Below are 14,183 nucleotides of genomic sequence, written 5' to 3'. Positions count from 1 at the left end.
CGCTGCCCCACATCACCTCTGTGTGGTCAGTGGCACCATCCGGGTCAGCTGGGTGACGTGCTCGGGTCGCAGCTCGTCGAGACTCGGTACCTGCAGTAGCTTCATGGTCCGCTCTATCTGTTCTGCCAGGATCTCAATGGCCCGGTCCACACCGGCTCGGCCACCTGCCATCAGCCCGTAGAGGTAGGCACGGCCAATGAAGGTGTACTTTGCACCATGTGCCACAGACGAGACGATGTCGGCGCCGTTCATGACACCGGTGTCCACGCCGATCTCCAGGTCCGAGCCCACCTCACGGACCACCTTAGGCAGGAGGTGGAACGGCACCGGTGCGCGATCCAGCTGGCGACCCCCGTGATTGGAGAGCACAATTCCGTCCACGCCGAGGTCTGCGAGTTTCTTGGCGTCTGCCACTGTCTGGACGCCCTTGACCACCAGCTTGCCGGGGAACAGTTCGCGGATGATGTTCAAGTCCTCGAAAGAGATGGAGGGGTCCATCGCCTTATCGAGCAGTTCTCCGACGGTGCCGCCGGTGCTGGAGAGGGAGGCGAACTCCAGCGGCGGGGTGGTCAGGAAGTCGATCCACCATTGCGGTCGGGGAATGGCGTTGATGACCGTGCCTGGAGTCAGCTGCGGGGGGATGGAGAATCCGTTGCGCTTATCCCGAAGTCGGGCTCCGGCCACCGGAGTGTCGACGGTGAAGAACAGGGTGTCGAATCCGGCGGCGGCGGCGCGTTCGGTCAGACCATAGGAGATTTCCCGGTCCTTCATCACATAGAGCTGGAACCAGTTGCGGCCGTGCGGGTTGGCGGCCTGGACGTCCTCAATGGAGGTGGTGCCCAACGTCGAGAGGGTGAAGGGGATTCCGGCGGCCCCGGCGGCGGAGGCACCGGCAACTTCACCCTCAGTCTGCATCAGCCGAGTAAAGCCGGTGGGCCCAATGGCAAACGGGAGGCTGGAAGGCCCACCCATGATCTCAGAGGAGAGGTCCACGGACGTCACGTTGCGCAGAATTGAGGGATTGAACTCCACATCTTCGAATGCCTGACGGGCGCGTGTCAGCGAGAACTCGCCCTCGGCGGCACCGTCGGTGTAGTCGAAGGCCGCTTTGGGGGTGCGCCGCTTGGCGATCTTGTAGAGGTCTTCAATGGTCAATGCGGCGTTGAGACGACGGCGTGAGGCATTGAAGTCGAACTTCTTGAACTTCATGAGCGGCGCGAGGTCTGCAGGCTTCGGAAGTTGGCGCTTCACGCGGATGCGCGCGTTCTTGCCGGCACCTGCGCTGACGGACTGCTCAGTCATATGTTCTCCTTGGGGTCAACGTACTAACAAGACTAGCGGAGGGATCGGCGGTGTGTCAGAGATCTCTTTCCACCATGTCCACAAAGGCCTCTATGTAGGCCTTCGCCCGGCGCGTGGTGCTCTCATCGGCTTCACCGTTGTCACTGAACGTCTCTGGGCCAACCTGGACTGCTAGCAGAGGCAACCCCATGAGTTTCACACCTAAGGGGATCAAGAACTGCCGCAGCTGCGCCTGACTGTTGATGGTGCCGAAGCGTCCCGGCGATGCTCCTGCGATCCCCATCGTCATGCCTCTGAGTTGTCCTTGTTTGCGGGGACGACTGAGCACGTCAATGGCATTTTTCACCGCTGCGGGGAACGACTGGTTATGTTCCGGTGACACGATGAGCAAACCATCCACGCTGGCCACTTGCTCTTTGAACTTCCAGAGAACCTGGGGGAAATCCTCATCCATGTCACGGTCATAGATGGGCAGTTCTGCGATGTCTATCTCCGTCAGTTCCGCCTGCTGTGGAGCTTGGTCCACCAGCACCCCGGCCAACTTGCGGTTCACCGAGTCTCTGGCGAAACTTCCAATGATGTATCCAATTTTCACCATACCCCCAAGGTACCGGGCGGAGGCTCAGCACGGCTGATTAGGCTGTGGAGATGACTAGCTTGGATGCTCACACGGAGCACATCATTCTGTTGGCGTGGTCCCGCGCCCTGGGCCTGGACGACATGACGCTGGCCAGCAGTTTATCCGCGGAGCGCATTGAGGCAGTCGCCGAAGGAACGCAGACCCTGAGTCTGGTGCAGGTCCTGGGCAGAACGGCGTTGTCCGGACCGAAGGATCTGGTGCGGGCAGCGCGGGACGTGCCAGACGAAGAGCTCGCCCTAGAGACTGGGTTGCTGGAGATCGCGCGCCCACATTTCCCGGGGGCGCGCATCCTGGGCGAGGCGCAGCTGCTCTACTGTGAAGAGCCCCCAGAGCTCCAGGGCTCCGACCTCGTTTCGGTCTCCCACGACCCCCAGCACCTGCGCCAGCTCATTGAACGATCACCAGCAGACGATGTGACGCGCTCCGGGGTAGCGCGCGCCCCCTGGTCGGCATCGCTTGTTCGCGAAGATACCGGCGAGGTGGTCGCCGCCGCCGGACGGACCATCCAACACGACTTTCTGGGAGACATCGGCGTGCTCACCCACCCAAGCCATCGAGGTGTGGGGCTGGCGCGTTTCGCCGCAGCAGTCGCCGTTGAAGAGGCGTTCGCCGACGGGCTTATCCCGCAGTGGAGGGCAGCGGGTGAAGCACCGGGCTCTTTGCGCCTTGCTATCACCCTGGGCTTTGCACCGGCGGGACATCAGACCACTGTGGCCCTGGTGTGAGACCATCCATCCAACCCGGACCTAGGTACGTTCGGTGACCCAAGCGACGACGACGTCGCCGATCATGGACCGCAGGTGACTGCGCTGGTCCTCGGCCTGGAGGTCCCGGTCAAAGAGGTAACCGAAGGTGTATTGGTTGGCCACCTGAAACACGCAGTAAGAACTGATAAGCAAGTGAACATCGAGGGCATCCACATCGGTGCGGAACCGGCCTTCGTCTCGGCCGCGGTCCAGAATGGTGTCCAACACCCCAAGGGCAGGCTTGCTCAGATCCCGAAGTGAATCGATTTGCCGGATAAAGCGTCCGCGGTGGATGTTCTCAATCGCCACCAACCGGATGAACTCCTCATTGGCCATGTGATGGTCATAGGTGATTTCACTCAGCCGGCGCAGGGAGTCCGCAGGGTCCATCTCCTCGACCTGCAGGGTCTGCTCCTTGTCACGGATCCCCCGGTAGACGCTCTCCAGTACCGCAAGGTAGAGCTGCTCCTTGCCGCCGAAATAGTAGTAGATCATCCGCTTCGTGGTGCGCGTGCGGCGAGCGATCTCATCGATCCTGGCACCGGAGTAGCCGGAGTCCGCGAACACGCTGGTGGCAACTTCCAGCAGCTCCGCCCGAGTGCGTTCGGCATCGCGGTGCTGGATAGGACGTTCGCTCACTGGAAGCCTCCTTGTCTCACTCATCACTCGATCCCGCCAACAGCCGCCGGGGGTTCTCCACCATCAGCTGATCCTGCAACCGGCGGTCCATGCCTGCGGCTCTGAGCTGCGGCAGCACCGTGCTGTGCAGATGGTCCATCCGCCAATCCGGCGCATGAGCCGCCCGCCATGAGGGCGGAGTCATCCGGCTGAAGACAGCGGCGTCCTGCGACAGCAGGATGCGGTCCTCATACCCCCGCTCCAGCAGATCCAGCAACATTCTGAGCCTAGCCGAGTCCTGACCCATATGCGCCATGCCGAACCGGTCGAAACCCACATAGGACCCCGCATCGGCCAGCGCACACAGGTAGTGAATGTCCGCAGAATCCCCACTGTGCCCAATGACCACACGGTTCAGGTCTGCGCCTTCCTCCGCCAGGCGCTGCTGCTGCTCCAGTCCCCCGGTGGTGCGCGGGTCAGAATGGGTGGTGATGGGCGCACCGGTCTCCCGGTGTGCCTGCGCCGCAGCGGAAAAGACCAGGGCGACGTCGTCAGTGATCCCCTGAGCAGCGGAGGCGACTTTGATCATTCCTGCCCGGATCTGGGTGCCTGCAACACCTTCCCTGATGTCCTTGACGAACATCTCCAGCAGCGGGTCGGGCCCGCGGACCAGACGATCCGGTCCGTTGAGGTGGTAGAAGGGCGGAAGCGAAGTGTACGTGTAGTAGCCGGTGGAAACCACGATGTGCACCGGGATGCCAGCCGCCATGCGGGCCACCCGGTGCACATCGCGCCCCAGTCCGGGTACCGTCAAATCCACAACAGTGCCGACACCCAGTTCGGCAAGGTGCCTCAATTGCTGACGCAGCTGTTGGGCGACCCGTTCCTCGTCCCACTCCGGGTGAGGGAAGTTGCGGTCCAGTTCCGGATCGGTGACGATCAGGTGTTCGTGGATCAAAGTAGTCCCCAGCTGGCCGGCCGGAACTGGCCCGGTCAGGGTCTGCACCTGTGGGGTCACGACGGGAGTGTCAGTTGGAGAAGCCGCGAATGTCCTCGAAGACTTCCAGGGAGTCCCCTTCGAGTTCGTCTTCCAAGTAGCTCACCGCCTGCTCCTGGAAAGTGTCGGTGTCCACATCATCGATCACTTCCCATTCGTCACCCTCGCGCCACTCTTCGAGGGTGGCTTCCTCGTCCTCGGCCACGCATTCTGTCACTTCAGTGACCGCAGTCTCCACCGCGTCGCTGAGCGCCTGTTGCTGCTCCTCGGAGAGCTCATCCCACACGCTGGACATGATGACCAGGTTCGTATTGAGCTGGTGGGCGCTGAGGCTCAGATAGTCCTGGACCTCCGCCAGGCTCTCTGACTCAATGTTGGTCAGCGGGTTCTCCTGGCCGTCCACCGCGCCCTGTTGGAGCGAGAGGTACAGCTCCTCATAGGCGACCTCAGTGGCATCAGCACCCAGCGCCGCCGCATTCATGAGGAACTGTGGCGAACCGGGGAACCGCATCCGCAGTCCTTCCAGGTCATCCGGGGTCCGGATAGGCTCATTAGCGGTGAAGTGGCGCGCACCGGCCGACCAGGCACCCAGCGTCCGCACCCCAGTCTCAGCCGCGAAGTTTTCGATCATCTGCTCGGCTTCAGGACTCGCCATGTATTCGGCGAGGTGGTCGGCGTCGTCGAAGGCGTAGGCGGCGTCGAGCACACTGACCGGCTCATAGACCGCGCCCAGGGCAGAGGCACCCTGAATGTCGATATCAATGTCCCCGGAGGCGACCGAGGCGATGCGGTCCGCGTCCCCGCCGAGCTGGCTGGCTCCGTAGATTTCGATCTCCAGACCGACGTCCGCCGCGGCGACCTCTTCCTGGATCACGTCAGCGCCGCAGCGGGCCTGGGGCTGGTCATCGTTGTAGCTGTGCGCCAGGGTCAATGACATGGTTTCCCCGTCCTGACCGTTGGCGTCTCCGTTGTCACCGCAGGCGACCAGCGCTAGAGCTGGCAGCGTCAGCGCTGCCGCGATCTTGGCGCTCTGGGGGTAGGGGCGTGACATAGTGATTCCTTTCATCGGTGAGCAATGAGAGCATGCTGTTCAGCGGCGACCAGGCTGCGCAGGTCAGCCAGCATCGCTTGGCGGTCCGCAGTCTTGCCGGTGAATATTTCAAAAGCGTCGGCGGCCTGGTGCATCGCCATTCCCAGCCCGGAGATCGTGCGGCATCCTCGCTCCTTGGCGGCACTCAGCAGTGCCGTTTCCACGGGACGGTAGACAATGTCGCAGACCCACATCCCGGGGTTCAGCAGCTCGGTCTCCAGCGGGGTGCCGGGGTGGTGCGCCATGCCTATGGGGGTGGCGTTGATCAGTCCGTCTGCTGCCGTGAGCAGGTGTGGCAACTGCTCCGGTGTGGCGGCGTCGACGTGCTGGCCGTGGGCAGCGGCAATGTCCTCAGCCAGCGCTGCGGCCCGGTGACGGTCGACGTCCACAATGGTCAACCGCTCGACCCCCTGCATGGCCACTGCGTGGCATACCGCGGAGCCGGCTCCCCCGGCACCCATTGCCACAGTGCGTCCAAGGGGGGAATCGCCGAGGGTATCGATCACTGAGGTCCTGAACCCGGAGACGTCCGTGTTGTCGCCGATCAGCCGGCCGTCCTGCCAGCGCACGGTGTTGACGGCTCCGATCATCTGCGCAGCCGGTGTCATCTCATCCAGCAGCGCCACTGCGGTCTGCTTCACCGGATATGTCAGGTTCAACCCGTCGAATCCTAGAACCCGGGCGTTATTGAGCAGGTCGCTGAGCGTATCGGCGTCGGCGCCGTCGGCGGTGTAGTCGATGCTGCGATAGATGTACCGAAGCCCATGGCGGGCGCCTTCGAGCTCGTGCATCGGCGGGGTCAGTGAGGGCCCGACGCCGCGCCCCACGAGTCCAACCAACACTGAGGGTGGGAGCTGAGTTGTCACAGGCCCAGCACCCCCGGCAGGTACAGGACCGCTGCAGGGAAGAGAACCGCCAGCACGGTGACCACCAGGATGGGGACCAAGAACGGCAGGGCGCCCTTGAAGACTTCGCCGACCCTGGTGTCGGAGACAGCCGCGGTGACAAACAGCACGGTCCCCACCGGCGGGGTAAGCAGCCCCACCATCAGCGACAGGATGAGGATGACACCCAGAACAATGGGATCGACGCCGTATTCCAGGGCGATCGGCAGTAACACCGGCACCGTCAATACCAGTACGGCGGTGGCATCAATCACGGTGCCCAGAATCAGCATCAGGATCATCACCACCAAGAGGAAGACCACCGGGCTCTGGGTGAATCCCAGCAGCTGCTCGGCAAGCATCTGCGGAAGTCGCTCTCGAGCCAGAATGTAGCCCAGCAGGGCTGCTGCAGCGACGATGATCATGATGGCACCGGTGGTCAACACGGTTTCCCGTACCGCGGCGAGGAAGCTGCGCCAGGAGAGCGAGCGTTCCACCAAGGAGATCAGCAGCACGTAGGCCACAGCGATCCCGGCGGCCTCGGTGGGGGTGAAGAAGCCGCCCAGAATGCCACCCAGGACAATGACTGGGGTGAGGATCGGCAGCAGGATGCCCTTGGTGCTGGACCAGAGGACCGCTCGGCTGAATGTGCCGCGGGTGACGTTGGGCTCACGTTTGAGCATCAGCCACACTGCCACGAAGAGTCCTCCGGCCACCAGCAGGGCGGGGATTACCGCAGCGGCAAATAGTGCTCCGGTCGAGGTGGCCGCCAGACCAGCGAAGATTACGGCGGGAATACTCGGCGGCATCACCGGTGCGATGAGTGAGGAGGTGGAGGAGATGCCGGTGGCGAAGCGTCTGCTGTATCCGTTGCGGAGCATGGCCGGTATCTGCACCTTGCCCAGGGCTGCGGCGTCGGCCACTGCTGAACCGCTCATCCAGGAGAATCCCACACTCATGCCCACTGTGACGTAGCCGAGATTGCCGCGGAGGCGCGCCAGCAGCGCCAGCGCGAAGTTGAACAGGCGGTCAGCGATTCCTGCGTGATTGGCCAGGGAGCCCAGGAAGATGAACAGCGGCACTGCCAACAGAGGAAAGCTCTGGACTGCGGAGGTGACTTGCCGCAGGCTCATTCCGGAGGACTGGCCGTCGAGCAGCATGTAGACCAAGGAGGGGCCCAGGAAGGCGAAGGCCACCGGGACCCGGAGCATCAGCAGCAGGGCGATGCTGCCGGCAAGGATTAGGAGAGTCACGGGGCGGGCACCTCTTCGTGTTCGGGGGCCACTGACCCGTCAGTATCAGCTGCTGGTCCGTGCAGGATGATATCTGTTGCCGCGACCAGCGAGCGCAGGACCGTGCTGACCATGCCGATCAGCACTGGGATATACAGCAATGCCATTGACATTCCCAGCACCGGTGAGCGGAGTATTCCCTGGCTTTGCACCAGGCTCCAGGCTTCGTAGGCCAGGCCTGCTGCGACGCCGGCTACACACACCAGGGCGAAGACCTGGACTGTGCGGACAAGCTGAGGCCGCGGGAGCAGATCCACCACTTCCAGAGCGATGTGGCCCCGGTGGGTGATCAGCACTCCTGCCACGGAAAAGGTCAGCCACACCAGACCGAAGCGCGAGACCTCTCCAGTCCAGGCGAGGCCGTCACCTGGCAGGTGGCGTTGGGCAGCCTGAATGACGATCAGCATAAAGATGGTCAGCAGCATGATCGAGCCCACGGCGATTTCTGCGACCGTGAGGACGCTGCCTGTCTTGCGCAGCGAGGTCCGGAGCAGCGCACTCATAGGATTCCTCGATTCTTGACGGATCATGATGCAGTGACGCGGGTCACGTGCTATTTATGAACGTACCGGATGTTACATTAGCGGTCAAGTGCGGCAGACCACATTCCTAATTAAGGGCAACTGAGCGGCGGCAAGCGGACGTTGAGCCGCGTGCCTCGAAGGGCAAGTCCCAAGAGCACGAGAGGGCGTATCCCCCAGATGAGAGCCCAGCCCTGTTGGCGGCGAGCAGTTAGAGTGAGGCCCTGCTGCGAGTACCGTCTTTCCTGGTGGCGCTTCGGCCAGACTTCCTGGCTCTCACAAGAGCCCCTGCATTTCGCGGACCAGCAATGACCGCTCCACCCTTTTGAGCTTCAGCAGAGAGTTGAGCAGCCCGTTGGCGAGAAATGCCGAGAGCAACCGCAATTTCCTTATGCGTGTACCCGTTTTGCCGCAATAAGGCTACTGACTGGCGACTATACCGGGCAGCGTCACCGTTATACTTGGCGGCCTTCTCACGTAGTTCCGCCGCCCTGCGACGAGCGGTCTTGACCTCCTTGGGAAGGTCCATCTCCAGTGAAATCTCGACACTCTGAGGATCCTCGCCGGTATAGATTGTGATGAGATCGCGAATCATGTCCTCGGCCTCGTCCAGACTCCGAGCCTGAGTGACAGCATCCAACTGGGGAACGTGGATGTGCCAATACTTTCCAGACTTGGTCGCGGTTGCGATGTAAACTTCCTTGTTCACTTCCACCACCTTTTTCCCAGCTTGACCTCTGCCTGCTTGTAGATTGCCTCGGCGGTCATTTCATTTATTTCCGTATGGCGAGGAATAGGGATGACCTGCCCATCCAGCTTGTATATATCGTGCCTGCCACCCCGCCGGTCCGCCTGCTCGAAAGTAACCCCCTGCGCTTTCGCTGCCTTCTGCAGCCTCCTGACGAGGTCTCGCTTCTTAGGCATAATTATATGCTAGTGCGGGGTAGCACAGCAACGCAATCCCGCACTAGTTAATCAGGGGTTCATTCGGTCACGACGATGCAGGCCCAAGTAATGCACCCCACCGGTCAGCGAGATTGCGTTGCCGTCAGAGCCCGCTGGGCAGCCAAGCGGACCGGGGCGTTGGGAGCTCCGTAGCCGGCGTAATCGCCGCGGCGTTCGACGATTTCAAAGAAGAACTCCCCGATGGTGGGGGTGTAGAAGTGAATGAAGTCTCCCGCGCCGTCCCGGTCATAGAGCAGATCCAGTTCCTTCAATGTGCTCACAAAGTCTGGATCCAGGGGCAGCCTGGCGGTCAGATCGTCATAGTAATTGTCTGGCACCGGCAAGAATCGCAGTCCTCGGGAGCGGGCCCGCGCGGCAGTGGTGATGATGTCCGCACACTGCAGGGCCACGTGCCGCGGGGGCACCGGCGCGGTCGGCGGTGCCAGGTTCAGCGGCACCCTCACCTTGCGGTCGGCGGTGTGCATCACTTGGCTTCGGACCAGACCCAGCGGCCCGGGAACCTCAGCGGAGGCCGCGGGTTCGAGGCCTAAGGCGCTAGTAGCGAAGAGGACTGCTTCATCGAAGTGCTGCCAGGGGTAGGAGAGGTTGACATGGTCGATCCCGCCGTGCTGCTCACCGGGCTCCATGCCTCCTTCGAACTCGCCAATCCACCTGATCGGCTCACCGTGGCCGTTCCAGAAGATCTCGGTGCCGTCCGGTGCGGCGACCCCGCGGAGGTCGAACTCCCCGGTCGAGGTGTTCCGGAAGACGGGGGCGGCCCCCAGGGATTGGGCCCGATCCGCAGCGCGTCCGCTGTGGGCGACCTCCAGCCCCAAGGCGGCCAGCTGAGGTGTTTCGCGCTTGCGCTGTTCGTTGAGGATGATCCGGGCCTCGCCCAGGGACCATAGGCGCACCGGCTTGCGGCGGTGCCTACCCCGGAAGGTGAATCCCAGCTGGTTCATCAGCTGGTCGACCTCGCTGAGGTCCGCTCCGGCAATCTCGACGAAGTCGAAGCCCTGCGGCGGTTGCCCGGCCGGGAGTTTGCCGTGCCGGCTGTGCTCTTCGGCCCCGGCTTGGTCGGCCAGCCAGATCAGCGCCCGCTGTGCATGGGCTGCGGTCCGGTACACATCGGTCTGCCGGAAGGTGTCGTTGAAAACCTCCAGTGAGAGCGGCCCGCGGTAGCCAGCCCGCAGAACATGTTTGAGGAATCCGGTGAGGTCGAAGGCTCCCTCCCCGGGGAAGAGGCGGTGGTGCCGACTCCAGGAAAGCAGGTCCATCTCCAGCTGCGGCGCATCAGCCAGCTGGAGGAAAAAGATCTTCTCCCCGTCAATCTCTTCGATTCCGGCCGGGTCGTGTCCTCGGGACAGAATGTGGAAGCTGTCCAAACAGGTCCCGAGGTTCGGCCGGTCTGCGGCTTCCACCAATCTCCACGCGTGCCGGTAGTCATTGACAAACCTTCCCCAGGCAAGGGCCTCATAGGCGATGCGGACCCCAAACTCAGCCGCGGCGTCGGCGAGCTGCCCCAGCTGAGACGTCACCACAGCGTCGTCATCAACAGTGGCGGTCCCGGCATTGCTGCACACCAGCAGCAGATCCGTGCCGAGCCGGTTCATGGTGCGGAACTTTTCGCGTGCGCGCCTGAGGTTGTCAGCAAAGGTGGCCTCATCCACCCCCTCGGCGTCCCGCAGGGGCTGGAGCATGTCAATTTTCAGGCCCAGCCGGTGGCAGAGGGCGCGAATCTCCTCGGGCGATTCATAAGCGACGGTGAGGTCTGCATCCATCACCTCGACGCCGTCGAAACCCGCCTTGGCGCAGGCTTGCAACTTCTCGGTCAGTCCACCGGACAGGGAGACAGTTGCGATGGAGGTCACCATAGATCGCAATGTACCAAAGATTACATTAGTGGTCTATGGCGGCAGCTCTCCGCCGGTCGACTGACCCGTAGCCGATGTTCAGTGGCCTTGGAAAGCTTCTGCCAGCCACCAGGAGCCGCCGTCGTCGGCGATTTTCGCATCGATCACGAGAGGTTTGTTAGGGGAAGAGGCGGCCCATTGGCCCAACGGGTGAAGATCTTCGATAGATCGCACAGTGATGCCCTCGGCACCGAAACCGCGGGCAAGGGCAGCGATGTCGGTGTCGGGGAACGTCACGGTGGACATGTCCTGGTCCTGCCCGAAGTGGTGGACTTCTGCGGAGTAAGCGGCATCGTTATAGACCACGACGACGAGGGGAAGCTTGAGTCTTACAGCGGTTTCCAGTTCTTGAACAGCCATGAGGAACCCCCCGTCCCCCGTTCCCAACACCGGCATGCGTGCTGGCTGCGCCAGTGCAGCACCTATGGCGGTGTACAGTCCCAGTCCGATCGACTGAAAAGCTTGGGTGAAGCAGAATCCAAACTCGTCGGGAACGTCGAAGTACTGGCTGGGATAGCCCATGAAGTTCCCCGAATCGATACTGACGATCCGTTCTGCCGGAAGTAGGCCGTTGACCTCTTTGGACAATTCGCGGGGGTCGATGGTGTGGCCCGGCACGCCCAGGTCCGCAGTGGGCGTCTGGTCCCACCGACCATAGTTTCCGATGCGGTCACGCACCTCCGCTGTCCGGTAACCAGTACGCTCCTCGCCATCGAAAACCCCCAACAGCGCAGATGCCACCCCTCTGGAACTTCCCAGCACCGGAATATCCACCGGCCGATGGGCCCCGAGCGCAGCATCGTCCACGTCGACTTGGGCGATCACGGTGTTGCTACCAATGAGTTTGCCGTGGCGCATGGTCCACATGTTGAGTGCGCATCCGAAGGCGACGATCAGATCGGCGTCACGGATCAGCTCCGCGGTCAGCGGCGAAGAGAAACCTCCTGAGATGCCGAGGTTGAAGGCGTCGTCGTTGAAGAGGCCTTTGGCCACCGCACTGGTGGCCACGAGCGCTCCGGTGGCCCTGGCGAGGCCCAGTATTTCCTGTTTGGCACCGCGTCCGCCCCGCCCTGCGACAAAGACAGGCCGCCTACTGGCTGAGATCGCCTCGCTCAGCTTGCTCAGCTCGATTGCAGAAGGTGCAGCGTCAGGCCGTGGTTCGACCATGGTGTCTGGAATCTCGCCGACTGCTTCAGCTGACTGCACATTCAGCGGCAGGTTGAGCACCACGGTCCTTCGGTCCCGAAGGGCTACGCGGTAGGCCCGCAGGGTGTCACGCATGGCAGTTTCTGGGGAGTACACCCGTGCCGGTTGGGCCATGACCGAGCGGGCAAACCCCTCCTGATCCATGGCGAAATTGGAGTGGGTCTGGTGGGCGGCGGTTTCAGCGGCCAGCACGATCATGGGGGTGCGCGACTTGGCTGCCTCACAGAGCCCGGTACCGGCATTGGTGAGCCCGCATCCCTGGTGGAGGCTCAGTACGCTGACCCGCTCGCTCATTCGGGAGTATGCGTCAGCCATGGTGGCGGCACCCCCTTCATGGCGAGCGGCTGTGAAAGGAACTCCGGCCTGGCGGAGGGCATTGGTGATCACGAAGTTTCCGCTCCCGACCACACCGAAGGCATGTCCTACGCCGAGACGTGCCAGATAGGTGCCAACTTGTTCTGCGACCGTCGTCATCACAGCCGGACCCCAGTCCGACCTATTGCGTACGCGCGGCTCATAGAATTGGGGACGCCAGAAAGCTCGACTGCATGAAACAGAGATCTGGGCACGGTGATCATCCTTGGATCGCGGGCGCCTTTTCCCGACCCTGAACGGGTTGAGCACCTGGTTGACCTCGCCTCGCGACTTCAAGCTCGATGGCGGTGGCGCTCGGCTTTTCTTTGGGAATTAATGCGAGGCAAATAGCTGCGATCAGCCCCGCTGCGGCAAATACGTAGAAGTTCCATGCGAAGCCAAGGGTCGACGCTGCGATCCAGCCTCCGATGATCGGCCCCATGATGGCTCCAATTCGCGCGAAACTCAACGCCCAGCCGGCAGCGGTAGCTCGAGCATTCGGCGGGTAGTAGTCGGTGATGTAACCGGTCAGGATCGCCGAAGTGCCAATTGCGCCGAGCCCCGCGAAGCCCACCAGAATCATGTTCACCCCAAAGGGGTAATCCATCATGAGGAGAACGGTCCCGAGACCACCCAGGAGGTAGAAGACCACCAGTACCGGTCTCGGCCCGTAGCGATCCGAAGCCCAACCCACTGCCAGCCCGCCTACGGCGGCCGTCAGACTGAACACGAGAAGAAACGTCAGCGAGCTGCCGAGGTCGTAACCCGCTTCCCGCATGATGGAGGGCAGCCATGTGTTGAGTCCGTACACCAGAAGCAGACCACAGAAGAGGGCGACCCAGAACAGGAGCGTCGAGCGCAAGAACTTTCGAGAGAAAATCGCCGCCAGCACCTGGCGCCACGGGACATCGGATACTTTCTCAGAATCTGCCACCCGGACGGTGTCCGGGTTGAAGGACGGAATTCCTAGTTTCCTGGCCTGGACCCGGGCCTTTTCGATCTGCCCCTTGTTGACTTGGTACTCCAATGACTCGGGCAGCATCTTGGCGATTACTGGCAGAAAGGCGATGGGGACAGCGCCAATCCCGACGACCCAGCGCCACGCGTCAGGATCATCCGACCGGGTCAGGATAGCTAGCGCTGCCAGCGCTGCGGCGACGATGCCCAGTGAATAGGCCGAAAACATCAGTGTGTAGTTGAGCGAGCGCCGCCAGGGTGGCGAAAACTCGATCGTCATGGCTGCCGCAATGGGGATGAGCCCGCCCATGCCCAGTCCGCCGATGAACCGAAACAGGCCGAACACTTCTGCGGAGGGAGCCAGAGCCGCGCCAAGCGCGGAGCCGTTGTAGATGACAAAGGCGATGAGCAGAACCCGGCGGCGTCCCATCAAGTCGCTGAGCTGGCCGATGAAGAGCGCCCCGATGAGCATGCCCATCAGGGCGTAGGCCCCGAGACCACCAAGTTCCATGGGGCTCAGATTCCATGGTTCGTACTCGCCGAGCGTCGGCAGCACAGCGCCGAGGACACCAATGTCATAGCCTTCAGCCAGAATGGAGAACCAGCACGCCCCCAATACCAACCACGTTACCCTTTTGGGGATGTTCCATGGCACGAGCGGCGAATTGTTCTTGACCTCTTGCATGTGCTGTCCCCTTGCCATGGAGCTACTCTAGTC

Annotated in this window: 14 protein-coding genes; 1 reads left to right on the top strand and 13 read right to left on the bottom strand. The window is 62.3% G+C overall.

The window, feature by feature from the left end; translation table 11 throughout:
• Positions 1 to 12: 12 nt before the first annotated feature.
• Positions 13 to 1,302, bottom strand: a complete 1,290-nt coding sequence (locus FEF27_RS00790; RefSeq protein ID WP_138168918.1) for an alpha-hydroxy acid oxidase — start codon at positions 1,300 to 1,302, stop codon at positions 13 to 15.
• A 55-nt stretch (positions 1,303 to 1,357) separates the two neighbouring features.
• The gene (locus FEF27_RS00785; RefSeq protein WP_138168917.1) at positions 1,358 to 1,900 is read right to left on the bottom strand and encodes an NADPH-dependent FMN reductase; all 543 of its coding nucleotides are present in this window, start codon (positions 1,898 to 1,900) and stop codon (positions 1,358 to 1,360) included.
• Between the two features lie 50 nt (positions 1,901 to 1,950).
• Here FEF27_RS00785 and FEF27_RS00780 point away from each other — a divergent pair, with 50 nt between their 5' ends.
• Positions 1,951 to 2,667, top strand: coding sequence for a GNAT family N-acetyltransferase (locus FEF27_RS00780; protein ID WP_138168916.1), 717 nt, complete (start codon positions 1,951 to 1,953; stop codon positions 2,665 to 2,667).
• Between the two features lie 21 nt (positions 2,668 to 2,688).
• On the opposite strand, the gene FEF27_RS00775 is transcribed toward FEF27_RS00780, so the two are convergent.
• The 11 genes from FEF27_RS00775 to FEF27_RS00725 all read right to left on the bottom strand — a co-directional run bounded on the left by FEF27_RS00775 (position 2,689) and on the right by FEF27_RS00725 (position 14,150).
• The gene (locus tag FEF27_RS00775) at positions 2,689 to 3,327 is read right to left on the bottom strand and encodes a TetR/AcrR family transcriptional regulator (protein ID WP_243728882.1); all 639 of its coding nucleotides are present in this window, start codon (positions 3,325 to 3,327) and stop codon (positions 2,689 to 2,691) included.
• Positions 3,328 to 3,343: 16 nt separating this feature from the next.
• On the bottom strand, positions 3,344 to 4,324 hold the full coding sequence (locus FEF27_RS00770) for a phosphotriesterase family protein (RefSeq protein WP_138168914.1): 981 nt from the start codon (positions 4,322 to 4,324) through the stop codon (positions 3,344 to 3,346).
• A 10-nt stretch (positions 4,325 to 4,334) separates the two neighbouring features.
• A complete protein-coding gene (locus tag FEF27_RS00765) occupies positions 4,335 to 5,354 on the bottom strand; it encodes a DctP family TRAP transporter solute-binding subunit (protein ID WP_138168913.1) in 1,020 nt (339 codons plus the stop codon).
• A gap of 11 nt (positions 5,355 to 5,365) precedes the next feature.
• On the bottom strand, positions 5,366 to 6,259 hold the full coding sequence (locus FEF27_RS00760; protein ID WP_138168912.1) for a shikimate dehydrogenase: 894 nt from the start codon (positions 6,257 to 6,259) through the stop codon (positions 5,366 to 5,368).
• Positions 6,256 to 7,530, bottom strand: a complete 1,275-nt coding sequence (locus tag FEF27_RS00755) for a TRAP transporter large permease (RefSeq protein WP_138168911.1) — start codon at positions 7,528 to 7,530, stop codon at positions 6,256 to 6,258. The genes FEF27_RS00760 and FEF27_RS00755 overlap by 4 nt, the downstream gene beginning before the upstream one ends.
• A complete protein-coding gene (locus FEF27_RS00750; RefSeq protein WP_166429868.1) occupies positions 7,527 to 8,072 on the bottom strand; it encodes a TRAP transporter small permease in 546 nt (181 codons plus the stop codon). The genes FEF27_RS00755 and FEF27_RS00750 overlap by 4 nt, the downstream gene beginning before the upstream one ends.
• Positions 8,073 to 8,301: 229 nt before the next feature.
• On the bottom strand, positions 8,302 to 8,799 hold the full coding sequence (locus FEF27_RS00745; protein WP_138168909.1) for a hypothetical protein: 498 nt from the start codon (positions 8,797 to 8,799) through the stop codon (positions 8,302 to 8,304).
• Positions 8,796 to 9,014, bottom strand: coding sequence for a type II toxin-antitoxin system HicA family toxin (locus FEF27_RS00740; protein ID WP_138168908.1), 219 nt, complete (start codon positions 9,012 to 9,014; stop codon positions 8,796 to 8,798). The genes FEF27_RS00745 and FEF27_RS00740 overlap by 4 nt, the downstream gene beginning before the upstream one ends.
• 104 nt (positions 9,015 to 9,118) lie before the next feature.
• Positions 9,119 to 10,909 (bottom strand): bifunctional sugar phosphate isomerase/epimerase/4-hydroxyphenylpyruvate dioxygenase family protein, encoded by a 1,791-nt coding sequence (locus FEF27_RS00735; protein ID WP_138168907.1) that lies wholly within the window; start codon positions 10,907 to 10,909, stop codon positions 9,119 to 9,121.
• 78 nt (positions 10,910 to 10,987) lie between these two features.
• Positions 10,988 to 12,628 carry a thiamine pyrophosphate-binding protein gene (locus FEF27_RS00730; RefSeq protein WP_138168906.1) on the bottom strand — a complete coding sequence of 547 codons (1,641 nt, stop codon included), beginning with the start codon at positions 12,626 to 12,628 and terminating at the stop codon, positions 10,988 to 10,990.
• A 100-nt stretch (positions 12,629 to 12,728) separates the two neighbouring features.
• Positions 12,729 to 14,150: an MFS transporter gene (locus FEF27_RS00725; protein WP_138168905.1), complete on the bottom strand. Its 1,422-nt coding sequence runs from the start codon at positions 14,148 to 14,150 to the stop codon at positions 12,729 to 12,731.
• Positions 14,151 to 14,183 lie beyond the last annotated feature (33 nt).

Source organism: Nesterenkonia sphaerica, from assembly GCF_005771565.1.
GTDB classification, from domain to species: domain Bacteria; phylum Actinomycetota; class Actinomycetes; order Actinomycetales; family Micrococcaceae; genus Nesterenkonia; species Nesterenkonia sphaerica.
The sequence above is the reverse complement of the archived record's forward strand: the minus strand, read 5'-3'. Positions and strand labels throughout refer to the sequence as shown.